We start from the raw sequence: 13,180 nt of genomic DNA, 5'->3' as shown, positions 1-13,180 counted from the left end.
AACCCGACGGCATCGAGCGATTCGATGCCGGTCATTTAACCCAGCTTGCCCCGACAAGCGACAGCCAAGGTACGAACGTAATCAGGAATAGAACGGAGACCTGCAAAAGGATGAACGGCACCAGCCCGGCGCATATCGTCGACATGCGCGCGCCGAACAAGGCGTGCGAGGTAAAGATGTTCAGGCCGAAGGGCGGCGTGAACATGCCGATACTGAGGTTGACCGCCATGATGACGCCGAAATGAACCAGGTCGATGCCCAGGTGCTGCACGATGGGCAACAGGATCGGGGTCAGCAGCACGATGGCCGAGATCGGGTCGATGAGGCATCCGACGATGAGCAGGAAAATATTGATGAGGAGCAGGGTGGACCAGTAGCCTTCGCTCGACGAGCCCACGAAGTTCACCACCTGCTGTGGTACGCCGCTGGTTGTCAGGACCCACGAGAACACGCCCGACGCCGCCACCACGATCAGGATCTGGGCGGTAAGGCGGGTGGAGCTTTCGACCACGGTCCAGAGCTCTTTCCAGGAAAGTTCGCGATAGATGAAGCGCGTGACGAGAATGCCGTATATGCCCGCGACGCCCGCCGATTCGGTGGGCGAGAAAATACCGCTGTATATGCCGCCCAGGATCACCACGGGCGTACCCAGCGCTGGCAGCGCGCCCAGCACGAGGCGCAGCGTTTCAGGCCCGCTGCGCTTCACGTCTTGTGATTTGGGCACTTTACGCGCGTACCACAAGATATAAAGCACGGTCGCCAACCCCAGCAAGAGAGCCGGAATGACGCCGGCCGCGAACAGTTCCGCCACCGACTCTTCGGCGGATGCGCCGTACAGAATCATCAGTATGCTGGGGGGCATGACGCTGGCGATACCGCCCGCGGAAGTAATCAGGCCCAGCGAGAATTTTTCACCGTAGCCGCCCTCGCGCAGGCTGGGATACATCAGCTTGCCCACGGCGGCCACCGTCGCCGGGCTGCTGCCCGACACCGCGCCGAAGAACTCGCTGGCCGCGATGGTGGTAATGGGCCGCGCAGCACGCTGCCGGCCGAACAAGGCAAGAATGCAGTCGACGATGCGGCGCGACACCCCGCCGCGCGCCATGATGTCGCCTGCGAAGATGAAGAAAGGCACGGCCAGCAGTGCGAACTTGTCGAGACCGCCGAACATGATTTGGGGGATCACGGTAGCCGGCACGTTCATGTACATCAGAATGGCGACGGCGGAACTGGCGAGCAGCACAAGATATATCGGCAGCCCGCAAATGAGCGTGACGGCGGGCACGGCCGCCAAGGCAAAGGATAAGCTCATGCTGCCCTCGCTTCAGCGACTTCGGGCACGTCGAGCGTATCGTGCGGCGACAGAGCCCGACGGTCGCCTTTCAGGAGATTGCCGATGCGCAATGCCGCGCCTGCCACGGCCAACACGAAACACACCAGAATGGACCCGTAGGCCACCGACTTGGGCAGTTCGGCAACGACGGTGACCTGCCCCATGCGGTGCACCAGGTCGACGACCTTGAATGCGTAGTAGACGATGAAAATGCTTAGCGCCATTCCCGCCAGCGTAGTAAGCGTGACCAGTATTTTTTGCATGGAAACGGGCAGGTACGGGCGGAGGATGTCGGTCACCAGATGCTCGCCGCGCAGCGTCAGGCGAAAAGACATCAGGCATACCGCCCAGATGATCAAGATGATGGTGATCTCTTCCGCCCAGAAAATAGGCGCATGAAATACGTAGCGCCCAACGACATTGGCAAAATTGATGACCAGGGCCGCCGCAAAGCAGATCGACGCGATTTGCGCCAGCAGGAACATGAAGCCGTTGACGGCCTTGCCGAATGCCCCGGGCGGGGATGCAGCGTGATCAGTTGTCATGAAGTACTCCGGTTTGGGAAACACCCGCTTCGCGAGTGTTGAACGAAACCGCCGACAAGGGGGTTTCATTGACATGCAGTTGAAAGACGTCGGGCCGTGCGTAATTGCCCGCCGCATCGAAATCGAGCTTGCCGCGGGCGATTTGCGTTGCATCCAGGTCGGCCGTGAGCAGGGCTTCTTCGTCGAAGATCGGGCCCGCCACAATATTTCCGAGCGGATCGATGATGACGCTGCCTCCGCGCATCAAGAGGGCGTCGGGGGCATCGGTGATCACGCAGGCGTAGTCAGCGGGAAAGTCGCTGCGCCTCAGGACCTGGCAGCTGGACAATACGTAGCAGCGGCCCTCGCGGGCAATGTGCTGCATGGAGGGCAGCCAGGTGGGCCGGTCGTCTGCCGTGGGAGCGCAATACAGGGCGATGTTCTTGGCATACATGGCCATGCGCAGCATGGGCATGTAATTTTCCCAGCAAATGACGGCGCCCATCTTGCCGATAGGCGTATCGAACACCGGCAAGGTGGATCCGTCGCCATACCCCCATACGACGCGCTCGCCGGCCGTGGGCATAAGCTTGCGATGCTTGCCCAGTAGAACCCCGTCGGGCCCGAAATAAAGCACGGTGCAATATAGGGTGCCCAATTCGCGCTCGATCACGCCAATGACGACGAAGGCCTTGGCCTGCTGGGCAGCGCGAGCGATGCGTTGGGTTTCTGGGCCGGGAACCTCGATCGAGCCGGTGAAATAACGGGCGAAATCGTCGCGGCCCTTCTCGGTGCGCACTCCGACAGCGACTCCAAAACCATCGCCCTTTGGGTAGCCGCCCAGGAATGCCTCGGGAAACAGCACAAGTTCGCAAGCCTCGGCAGCCGCTTGCGCGACCCACCGCTCGACTTGCACCAAAGTGGCCGGGGTGTCGAAGGGGACGCCCCCGGCCTGTATTACGCCGACTTTCATATCCTGCCTAGATAACTCTAATTGTCGAAATTATTAGACAATTGATACAGAAAAGTAACTGGGGTATACCCTAGACGAGATATTTCAACGAGGCCCTAAATTTAGTGCCTATAAACTAAAAATACATTGTTTATTAGGCGATTACAGGCTATATCTCTTCCTGCCCGCCCCTTGCAACCATTTTTGAGCCCGTGTCCGCGCACGAAATAGCCTCCAAGGTGCGGGTAGAAGGATTTTTTGTCCGATAATTTCGACAGAATCGACGGCAACATGACAGGCGGACGTTATAGTGTCGGCGACGCGCCGCGCAATACACTTTTGAAATCATCGTATTCAGGAACCAACATATGGACATCGCCAAGAAACTGGCAACCATCGGCATAACGGGCAGCCTGTACAAGCTCTATACCGCCGCCATCGAACTGGGTGAAGCGCCCATTGCCGACGTGGCCGCCCGGGCTGGCCTGGTGCGTACCACCGCTTACGATGCCCTGAGCCGCCTGGAACAGGAAGGGCTGGTCATACTGCACAATCGGCGCGGGAAGCGGTACGTCGAAGCCCAGGACCCGACTGTATTGCTCGAGCGGCTGGAAGGACGCCGGCAGATGCTGGACCAGCTCATGCCGCAGCTCCGCTCCATGTACAACCGCGCCAAGGGCAAGCCCCAGATCCGCTTTTATGAAGGCATCGAAGGGATACGCACGGCGTTGCGCGACACCCTCACCATTACCGACGAGCCCAAAATCATGCACGGCATACTTTCGATGGAAGAGCTGATGCAGACGCCAGGCAAAGAGGAGATGGACCGCTACATCGAGGACCGCGTCAAGCACGGCATTTGGCTGAACGTCATCCGGTCCGAACAGAAAGATACTGAACCGATATGGCCCTCGAGCCCCGAATTGATGCGCAGCCTGCGCTACTGTCCGCCCCATATGGTGCTGTCGATGACCACCTTTATTTACGACCAGCGCGTTTGCCTTATTTCATCGAAGAAGGAAAACTATGGCCTGATCATCGACAGCGTCGAATTCGCTACCATGCAGCGCACACTATTCAACGCCATATGGGAGCTGAGCCGGCCGGCAGCCTAAGCTGGAGGGATGAGATTCAAAGGCATGATCATCACAGCCGGCTGGACAAGCGTTCCTTCAACTAACAGATGGATGCCGCCGGTCTCATCCGCGCGGCGGCGCTTCGTACCACTGCAGAAACCACTGCACCGTCTTCCTCAACCCCGACTCGAAACTTTCTTGCGGCGCCCAGCCAAGCTCCTGCCGGAGCTTGCCGGCGTCCAGGGCATAGCGCAGGTCGTGGCCGGGGCGGTCTTCGACGTGGGTGATCAGCTGTTCGTGCGAGGCCGGCGCGCCGTCCGGGCCGATGGGACGGCTTTCGGGATGCAGCTCGTCCAGCAGGCGGCACACGGCGCGTACGACGTCGATGTTCCGCAGGGGGTTGTGAGCGCCGACGTTGTAGGTCTGGCCCACCCTTCCATGTTCGAGAATGATGCGCAAGGCGCGGACGTGGTCGTCCACGTAGAGCCAGTCGCGCACGTGCCGGCCGTGGCCGTACAAGGGCAAAGGCTCGCCTCGCACAGCGTTGATGATCATGCGCGGGATCAGCTTTTCGGGAAACTGGTAGGGACCGTAGTTGTTGGTGCAATGGCTGGCCAGGGTCGGCAGGCCATAGGTGCGGCGCCAGGCGTGCACCAGATGGTCGGAGGCGGCCTTGGTGGCGGAGTATGGCGAGCTGGGCGCGTAAGGGGTGTGCTCGGTGAACAGGGCGTCGCTGTCTTCGAGGTCGCCGTAGACTTCGTCGGTGGACACGTGCAAAAAACGAAAGGCTTCGCGGCGCCGGCCCGGCAGGGCTTGCCAGTACTGGCGGGCGGCTTCGAGCAGGGTGTAGGTGCCGACCACATTGCTGTGGATGAAGGCGTCCGGACCATGAATGGAGCGATCCACGTGCGACTCGGCCGCCAGATGCATCACGGCGTCGGGCTGCTGCCGGGCAAAGATGCGGTCCAGCTCGGCGCGATTGCAGATGTCTACCTGCTCGAAAACATGGCGCGGATTGGCCATGACCGAGGCCAGCGACTCTTTGTTGCCGGCGTAGGTCAGCTTGTCGACGTTGACGATGTCGTCGCCGCCCTGGACGATAAGCTGCCGGACCAGCGCCGAGCCGATGAAGCCGGCGCCGCCGGTGATGAGAATTTTCATGGTCGGCGACCGTTAGCGGTACTTGCGGAACCGGTCAAGGTACAGCGCAACGAGAATAACCAAGCCAAGTATGACGTCCTGCAGGTAGCCGTCGACTTCGATCAAGTTCATCCCATTGGACAGCACTGAAATGAACAGGGCGCCCATTACAGCGTTGCCGACGCCGCCGGTGCCGCCCTGCAGGCTTACCCCGCCCACCACGGCGGCGGCGATGCTGGGCAGCAGCAGGCTGCCGCCCAGGTTGGGTTCGCCCGAGCTGGTGCGCCCGGTAAGCATCATGGCGCCGATGGCAACGACCACGCTCGCCAAGACGTAGGTGATGAAAACATAGCGCGCGACCGGCACGCCGGCCACTTCGGCCGCGCGCGGATTGCTGCCGATCAAATACAGCGAACGCCCGAAAACGGTGCGTGACAGCATCAGCTGCAGAACAAGGCACAACACCAGGGCGATCCATACGGGAGCGCTCAAGCCCAGCACTTGGCCGCTATACAGCGCCTCGCTGAAGGCTTCGGGCAAGTCGAACACGGGGCGGCCGCCCGACGCCATCGAGGCGACCCCGAAAGCGATGCCCAGCGAGCCCAGCGTCACGATGAAGGGATTCACCCGGAGTATCGCGGTGCAAAATCCGTTGAATACGCCGACTGACGCCCCCGCCAGCAAACCCACGCCGACGCCCGCCGCGATGAGCCAGAAAGTGGGTAGCCCCGCCTCCGCCAGGCCGGTGGTCATGGCCAGGGCCGTCAACACACTGATCAGCGAGACCGTCGACCCCAGGGACAAATCGAAGCCCCGTATCAGTATCACCAGCATCTGGGCGCTGGCGAATACAGCCAGATAGCTGGTTTGAGTGACAAGATTGAGCAGGTTGCGGCTGGACGCGATGCGCGGCTCGACCAAGGCCAGCACCAGCAACAGCACGGGCGCCAGGAGCCAGAAAAGATAATGCGCCAGAAAGTCCAATATCCTGCGGGGCCGGCTGGCCATCGAGAGTGAAGTGGGGGTGGTGCTCATGCGGACTTTCCTTTGGCGCGGTATGCGTCCACCGCGACGACCAAGACGATGAACAAACCCATGACGATGGTTTGCGCCTTGCTTTCGATTCGCAGCAGGTCCATGGCGTTGTTGAGCAGAAGCATGAATAGAGCGCCCACCGCCACGCGGTGGGCAAGGCCGACACCGCCTTGCAGGCTGACGCCCGCGATGACGGCGGCGCCAATGCTCTTGAGCGCCATGCCTTCACCCAGCGAGCCCTGCCCCGAACCCAGTTGGGCGGTCAGCAGCAGGGCGGCCAACGCGGCAAGCAGGCTGCTGGCGGCGTAGACGCCTATCTGTGCCCGCAGCACCGGCAAGCCCGAGACCCGCGCCGCATGCGGGTTTCCCCCGATCGCATATAAATGCACGCCCAAGGCCGTGCGCCGCTGTATGTACACGGTCAGGGCCACCACGACGGCCGCGGCGTAGACCGCAGCCGGCAGGCCCAGCCACGATCCTCTGCCGAGGGCGATGAATGCTTTGGGCAGGCCGTAGATGGGGATGCCGTTGGTCAACAGCAAGGCCACGCCGCCGCTGATCGACGCCGTGGCCAGCGTGACCATGAAAGGCGTGATGCGCAGGACGGCGACGCAGAACCCGTTGCACAGCCCCACCAGAAGGCCTGCGCCCAGGCCCGCCAGAATTCCCAGCAGGCTGGTCATGCCGGGCGACAGGCTTTCGCCGAGGGCGGCCATGGTGCTGGCGCTGACGACGCTGGCCAAGGCCATGACCGCGCCGACCGACAGGTCGAAGCCGCGGGAGATGAGGACCAGCATCTGGCCCACCGCCACGATCATCAGCAGCGCCGCGCCGCGCAATACGTTCAGCAGATTCTGGCCGCTCAGGAAACGTGGCTCGATGTAGGCAAGCACGACGGCAATGACGACGATGGCCGCGGGCAGCAAGCCGATGGAGGCCAGAACCGCATGGCGCGCCGCCTTGGGATGCGTATGGGAAATGGTGCTCATGGCGCGGCCTCTTCCAGGGCGGTGCCGCTATCCTGTCTGGGGAAGAATTGCGACAAGATGGCGGTTTCCGAAAAGTGCTCGCGCTCGAAATGGGCCACCACTTTCCCATCGTGCATGACGTAAAGCCTGTGAGCGAGCCCCATGACTTCAGGCAGCTCGGAAGAAACCAAAATAACGGTCTTGCCGTCCCGCACCAGCCCGCGCATCATCTCATAGACCTCCAGCTTGGCGCCGACATCGATGCCCACTGTGGGCTCGTCGAACATGAATACCTCGACGGGCCGCGCCAGGCCGCGCGCCAGCAGCACTTTCTGGCGATTGCCGCCCGACAGGTTGCCGACCTGCGGCTCGATGTTGGGAGGACTCAGCTTGAGCTGCTCCATAATGCGTTTGATCACGGTGCTCTCGGAGGCCCGCCGCAATATTCCATGGCGCGAGAACTCGGGCCGCCGCAATGCGGCCATGGAGGCGTTTTCGCGAATCGGACGCGTCAGTGCCAAGCCTTCGCGGACGCGGTCGGACGGAAAATAGCAGATGCCCTGGTCCAGCGCGTCGATCGGACGCTTCACCCGCAGCGGCTTGCCGCGGTAGACGACCTGGCCCTGCGCCACCTCTGCCAGACCGTACACGGCGCGAATGAGCTCGGACTTGCCGCAGCCCACCAGCCCCGCGATGCCGACGATTTCGCCCGCATGGGCCTTGATGCTGGCCTGCCGCACTTTGCCGTCGGCCACGGTGAGGTTGTCCACCTCGAGGGTCAGGTCGCCCGGCGTGGCGGGGATATCGGGAAACAGGATGTCCACCCGCCGGCCGGTCATGAGCTCGATCAATCGATCGTCGCTGACGTCGGCCTGATTGACCGTGGCAATATGCCTGCCGTCGCGCAACACGGTGATGCGATCGGCAAGGCGCGAGATTTCGCGCATGCGGTGCGACACATAGATGATGGCCACGCCCTGCCCGCGCAGTTCGTCCACAATACTGAACAGGCGCTCGGCTTCGGAATCGGTAAGCGAAGCCGTCGGCTCGTCCAGTATCAGCACCCGCACATCGGCCAATATCGCCTTGGCGATCTCGACCATCTGCTGCTGGGCGCGCGACAAACTCGACACCAGGACGTCGGGTCGCAAGTCGAAGCCCAGGCGCCGGAAAATGGCCGTCGCCTGTTCGCGCATGGCCCGGCGGTCCACCGCCCCCCGGCGCGTGGGCTCGCGCCCGAGCACTAGGTTCTGCTCGACGCTGAGTTCCCCCACCAGGCTGAACTCCTGGAACACGGCCTGTATCTTCAGCTGCCTGGCCTTGAACGGCGTCAGGCCCTTGATCTCCCGGCCATCGAAGGTGTAATGCCCCGCGTCGGGCGGAAAAATGCCCGCAATGATGTTGATGACCGTGGATTTGCCCGCGCCGTTCTCGCCGAACAGCACATGGACCTCGCCGGGGCGCGGTTCGAAACTCACCCCGTCGAGCGCGCGAACGCCTGGAAACTGCTTGACGATGCCTTCCAGGCGCAGCAAGGCGGGTTGCGCCCCGGCCGGTTCTGCACCGGCCGGGACAAGGCCTTCAGCGGAGCCCGACTGCATATTACTTGGCACTGGCTTCAACGGTGTAGATGGCTTTGTACGAGGCGGGCGCCAACACCGAACTCATGTCGATGTCCGCGACGCTTTCTTTGGACACCATGCGGGGAATGGGGCTGAGGAAAGCCGGCACCTTCTCGCCTTGAAGCGCGCGAATCGCCAGATCGACCGACAGGCGGCCCTGCAGCACCGGATACTGGGTGGCAAAGCCCAGGATCTCGCCGCTTTTCAGCGCCTCGAGCATGGCCTGGTTTTCGTAGGCGGAGATGAGCTTGACGTCTTCCCGGCCGGCTTCGTGTATGGCGCCGATTGCGGCCTCGATCATGGTGGCGTTGCCCCACAGCACGTTGACGTCGGGATAGGCCTGAAGCGTATTCTGGACCAGGGCCAGCTGCACGGCCACGCCGGTATCGCCGAATTTTTCGTCGAGCAATTCGAGCTTGTCGTTCTCGGCGACGACGTTCTTCAAGCCCTCGAGGAATTGCTCGGCCCAGCCCGAACCGGCCGGGCCCGGCAAGGCGACGATCTTGCTGGGTTTGTCGCCGGCGGCTTCTGCCAGGTATTTACCGGTTTGCTCACCCATGACGACGTTGTCCGCAAAAACCTTGGAGGTGGTGGGCGCCTTGTCGACCGGATTCAATACCGCGATGACGGGCTTGCCCGCTTTCTGAGCTTCCTGGAATTTACGGGCGAATCCGGCCTCGGAGATGGCGCCGACGATCAGCGCGTCAAAGTCGGACGCCATGCAGTCATCGAATTGGGACAGTTGCTTGGGCAGGTTTTCGTAGCCGCCCGCCTGGTAGATGGTGACGCCCACGCCCTGGCGCTGGGCTTCTTGCGTAATGCCGTAATTGATCGCCAGCCAGATGGTGTCTTTCATGTGCGGAAACAGCGCGCAGATCCGCCAAGGCTTGTCGGCCTTGTCTTGCGGCGTGTAGGTGATCGCCTCGGCATTGCCGCCGCTCAAGTCCTGAAGCTGGGCGGACCAGCTTTGGTTGGGCGATTGGGCCAGCGCAAGCGCCGGAAGCATCAGGGCACTGCAAGCAAGCAATTTTTTTATCATGATGTCACCTGTATTAAGACGGCGTATGCGCCATGCGCGCTCAGTCCGAATTGACGGTAAAACCTCAATTTACTACGTGATTAATTCTAATGGATTCGGACCCGGCGAAGCGCCTGCGGCGCTCCGGCCGGCTAGCGCTCCGGACCATTCCTGCGTCTGCCGGGCCGGCCCGATGCCGGTCCGTCGTGCATCCGGAGCAGCTTGCGCCAGCCGCCCGATTGCCGAAGCGAACTCCACCAACGCAGCAAACCGTAAGAAAGATAGATCTTTTCCTGGCCAAGAGGCATGTCGGGCCGGACACGCATCCACGAGGTCTTGGAGTACGCGACGAGCTGGTCCGGGTAGACGCTGCGGTGCCCGATGATGAGGTAGGCGGCAATGCCTGCGCCTGCGATGTAGGCGGTGCCCAGCGTGCCGCCGAACAGCTCGACGCCCATCAGTATGGCCGCGATGGGAGTGTTGGAGGCCGAGGCCACCACGGCGACCAGGCCCACGGCGGCGCCGAGCGCGGGGTCGATGCCCAGCATGGGTGCAAAGGCGTTGCCGGCGATGGCGCCGATGACGAACTGCGGGGTGACGATGCCGCCGTAGAAGCCCGAGCCAAGGGTGATGGCCACCAGCAGCGTCTTCCACAAGAAACCCAGATAGGGCATGGGCTCGCCGGCCAGGGCGCCGTCCATCATGGGCAGGCTCAGGCCCAGGTAGCCGGTGGGAATGAGGGTGATCAGGGCGGCAAGCAGGAGGCCGCCGATCACCGGCATCAGCGGCGGCCAGAGTGCGAATCGCTGCTGAAGGCGAGCAAAACCTTTGCGCGCGATGGCGATGGCATCGACGAACACCCAGGCCGCCACGCCGCACAGCACCCCGATGACGATGGTCTTGAGAAACAGCAGCTCCGAGAACTCGGGCAGCGTGAACAGGGTGTAGAAGGTGTACGGCACGCCCCACCACTGGCTGACCTCGTAGGACACCACGCCGGCCACGATGGCGGGAAAAAGGAAGTCATGCCGGATGCGGCCTATGGCCAGCACCTCGACGCCGTAGATCGCGCCGGCCAGGGGCGTGCCGAACACGCTGGCGAAACCGGCGCTGACGCCGCAAGCCACGATGCGCTTCTGCAGCTCGGCGTTGAGCCCCAGCGCACGGCCTATGCCGGAGGCCAGCGACGCGCCAAGATGCGAACAAGGCCCTTCTTTGCCGGCGGATCCGCCCGAAGCCAGGGTGATGATGGCGGCGATGGGCTTGATGGCCAGGGTCTTGAAGGGCATTTTGCCGGACTGCTTGTGAACTGCCGCGATGACCGAGTCCTTGAGCCCGGTCTTGTTCATCTTGTAGCCGTAGTACAGGAGGAGGCCGTTCAATAGCCCGCCCACGGGCAGCAATACCATTTGAAGCCACAAAGGCACGGAGGCCGTGCGGTCTATGAAGAAGAACAGCCCGTGCAGAAAAAGGCTGGTGCCGCTTCCCACGATCGCTCCTGCAATCGTTGCCAGCACCAGCCACTGGACGACCGTCGCCAGCATGACGAGCGGCTCGACAAGGTTGAAGCGCGGCAATCGCATGGAGGCGTGTCCGTTAGGATCTTGGTTGGGAAGGCACAGACGGATTTTAGCGCCCGCTTTTGCCGAACAAGAAATGCCCCCACGCTGCGCAGGCTGGCGCCTGCTTGCTATCCACCTCGCGGCCTGCATGCCGCTCGGATTCGCCAGGCGCATAACAGGCCGCAGGGACTGTTATGCGTCCGGGCTCATCCCCAAAAGGGGGCGTTTTTTTGCCGGGGGCGCCGAGCCTTGGGGCGGCCCGGCAGCAAAAAGCCGCAGCTCAGCGCCTTGCGACGAAGGCGCGGACGACGCCGGGCAGGCTTTCTTCCAGTGGCCGCGGCCCGAAGCCAAGCGCGGCTATTTTGCCGCAATCCAGCACCGAGTACTTGGGGCGGACGGCGGCGCTGGGGTAGTCGCTGGAGGCAATGGGACTGAGCAGCGTCAGGTAGCTGCCGGGCTGACACTCGTCGGCTGCAAGCGCGCCCGCCCGGATGCGGTCGGCCGTCTCAAATATGGCGTGGGCAAGGTCATGGCGTGTGAGGGCGGTGGCGCCGCTGTAGTGGTAGATGCCGCCTTCCAGGTGAACACCTTCTTCCGCGCTGGAGAGGCCGGCCAAGCCGATGATGGCTTCAGCCAGGTCGCCCGCATAAGTGGGGGCGCCGGTCTGATCGTCCACGACGCGCACGGACCGCCCCTGCCCGGCCGCCCGCAGCATGGCGGCGACGAAATTCTGGCCCACTGCGCTGTAGACCCAGGCGGTGCGCACCACCAGGGCGTGCGGCTGCTCCCGCAGCACCCATTGCTCGCCCTGCAGCTTTGATTCGCCGTAGGCGTTCAGGGGGTTGGGGGCGGCCTGTTCGCCGTATGGCCGGTCGCTGCGGCCGTCAAAGACATAGTCGGTCGAGACATGAACCAGGCGGGCGCCCGCTTCGTTGGCCGCCCGCGCCACGTTCAAAGGGCCTAGGGCGTTGACCGCGAACGCCCGCTCCCGCTCCTGTTCCGCGCGGTCCACCTCGTTGTAGGCGGCGGCGTTGACAATGAGATCGGGACGCAGCGCCCCGACCCGTTCGCGCACGGCCGGCGCGTCGGTGATGTCCAATTGCCCCGAACCCAGCGCCGTCACCGTCCAATGCAGCGGGCTCAACTGCTGAAGGGTGCGGCCCAACTGCCCCTGGGCGCCGGTGATAAGAATTTTTAAATTCATATGATTCGAGCCATAACTCGCCAGGTAATCATAATCAACCAGTATGCCCTAGCCTATGCAACTCAATGCCCAGGACCCTTATCTGGTGTCCCATTGGCTGCGCAGTATGATGATTTTCGCCAAGCAACCTTGCCAAATTTTGCCAAAAACAGTAGCCTCAAAATATGAGCACAATGAATATCTCCCTTCCAGAGTCGCTAAAAGGATTCGTTGACGAGCAAGTCCGCCAGCGCGGCTACAGCACAAGCAGCGAGTACCTGCGCGAATTGATTCGCAAAGAGCAAGACAGACAGCAACTGCGTACTCTGTTGCTGGATGGTGCCGCGTCGGCGCTGGGCCTCGAAGCGGATGAAAATTATTTTTCCGGCCTGCGGCAACGGGTAGAAAACCATAAGGCGAATGACTAAAAGCAGTGGCACATAAACGTATTCTTCCGCGAACCAAAGCGCTTGAAGACACTGACGAGGCCATTCACTACTATCTAAAAAATGCCTCGCCACGCATCGCCCTGGGGTTTATCGACGCTTTGGAAAAAGCGTATACCCACATCGGCCGCCACCCTTCCTCAGGCTCATTACGCTATGCCTATGAATTGAGTATGCCGGGGCTGCGTTCCTGGCCTCTTAAGCGTTATCCCTATCTCGTTTTCTATATAGAAACGACAGAGCACATCGAGATTTGGCGCCTGCTGCATCAAGAGCGTGATATTCCGGCGTGGATGCAATCGCCAGAATAGAGCTCGGCAC

The 13,180-nt window shown here is 62.1% G+C and carries 13 protein-coding genes; 3 read left to right on the top strand and 10 right to left on the bottom strand.

The features are described from left to right. Positions 1–31 precede the first annotated feature (31 nt). From CSC67_RS05570 to CSC67_RS05560, 3 genes are read right to left on the bottom strand one after another with little or no spacing between them, the layout of a single operon-like run. Positions 32–1,312 (bottom strand): TRAP transporter large permease, encoded by a 1,281-nt coding sequence (locus CSC67_RS05570; RefSeq protein WP_118993525.1) that lies wholly within the window; start codon positions 1,310–1,312, stop codon positions 32–34. After that, positions 1,309–1,878 carry a TRAP transporter small permease gene (locus CSC67_RS05565; protein WP_167752767.1) on the bottom strand — a complete coding sequence of 190 codons (570 nt, stop codon included), beginning with the start codon at positions 1,876–1,878 and terminating at the stop codon, positions 1,309–1,311. Before CSC67_RS05565 ends, CSC67_RS05570 begins: the two co-directional genes overlap by 4 nt. Further along, a complete protein-coding gene (locus CSC67_RS05560) occupies positions 1,868–2,830 on the bottom strand; it encodes a carbon-nitrogen hydrolase family protein (protein WP_118993523.1) in 963 nt (320 codons plus the stop codon). The genes CSC67_RS05565 and CSC67_RS05560 overlap by 11 nt, the downstream gene beginning before the upstream one ends. Before the next feature lie 347 nt (positions 2,831–3,177). On the opposite strand from CSC67_RS05560, the gene CSC67_RS05555 reads away from it, so the two are divergent. Continuing rightward, a complete protein-coding gene (locus CSC67_RS05555) occupies positions 3,178–3,924 on the top strand; it encodes a TrmB family transcriptional regulator (protein ID WP_118993522.1) in 747 nt (248 codons plus the stop codon). Between the two features lie 84 nt (positions 3,925–4,008). On the opposite strand, the gene rfbB is transcribed toward CSC67_RS05555, so the two are convergent. From rfbB to rfbD, 7 genes are all read right to left on the bottom strand, one after another. Further along, on the bottom strand, positions 4,009–5,046 hold the full coding sequence (rfbB, locus tag CSC67_RS05550; RefSeq protein ID WP_118993521.1) for a dTDP-glucose 4,6-dehydratase: 1,038 nt from the start codon (positions 5,044–5,046) through the stop codon (positions 4,009–4,011). 12 nt (positions 5,047–5,058) lie between these two features. Beyond that, positions 5,059–6,060, bottom strand: coding sequence for an ABC transporter permease (locus CSC67_RS05545; RefSeq protein WP_118993520.1), 1,002 nt, complete (start codon positions 6,058–6,060; stop codon positions 5,059–5,061). Continuing rightward, positions 6,057–7,049, bottom strand: coding sequence for an ABC transporter permease (locus tag CSC67_RS05540; protein WP_118993519.1), 993 nt, complete (start codon positions 7,047–7,049; stop codon positions 6,057–6,059). The genes CSC67_RS05545 and CSC67_RS05540 overlap by 4 nt, the downstream gene beginning before the upstream one ends. Continuing rightward, entirely contained in the window at positions 7,046–8,629 is a 1,584-nt protein-coding gene (locus tag CSC67_RS05535) for a sugar ABC transporter ATP-binding protein (RefSeq protein ID WP_118993518.1), read from the bottom strand. The genes CSC67_RS05540 and CSC67_RS05535 overlap by 4 nt, the downstream gene beginning before the upstream one ends. 1 nt (position 8,630) lies before the next feature. After that, the gene (gene torT / locus CSC67_RS05530; protein WP_118993517.1) at positions 8,631–9,689 is read right to left on the bottom strand and encodes a TMAO reductase system periplasmic protein TorT; all 1,059 of its coding nucleotides are present in this window, start codon (positions 9,687–9,689) and stop codon (positions 8,631–8,633) included. A 131-nt stretch (positions 9,690–9,820) separates the two neighbouring features. Further along, complete coding sequence (locus tag CSC67_RS05525; protein WP_245220136.1) at positions 9,821–11,251, bottom strand: chloride channel protein; 1,431 nt, start codon at positions 11,249–11,251, stop codon at positions 9,821–9,823. Positions 11,252–11,510: 259 nt separating this feature from the next. Then, positions 11,511–12,434, bottom strand: a complete 924-nt coding sequence (gene rfbD, locus CSC67_RS05520) for a dTDP-4-dehydrorhamnose reductase (protein WP_118993516.1) — start codon at positions 12,432–12,434, stop codon at positions 11,511–11,513. A gap of 164 nt (positions 12,435–12,598) precedes the next feature. On the opposite strand from rfbD, the gene CSC67_RS05515 reads away from it, so the two are divergent. Beyond that, a complete protein-coding gene (locus tag CSC67_RS05515; RefSeq protein WP_118993515.1) occupies positions 12,599–12,841 on the top strand; it encodes a ribbon-helix-helix domain-containing protein in 243 nt (80 codons plus the stop codon). A gap of 5 nt (positions 12,842–12,846) precedes the next feature. Continuing rightward, the gene (locus CSC67_RS05510) at positions 12,847–13,170 is read left to right on the top strand and encodes a type II toxin-antitoxin system RelE/ParE family toxin (protein WP_118993514.1); all 324 of its coding nucleotides are present in this window, start codon (positions 12,847–12,849) and stop codon (positions 13,168–13,170) included. Positions 13,171–13,180: the final 10 nt, after the last annotated feature.

Source organism: Pusillimonas caeni (assembly GCF_003545815.1).
Lineage (GTDB): Bacteria > Pseudomonadota > Gammaproteobacteria > Burkholderiales > Burkholderiaceae_B > Pusillimonas > Pusillimonas caeni.
The sequence above is the reverse complement of the archived record's forward strand: the minus strand, read 5'-3'. Positions and strand labels throughout refer to the sequence as shown.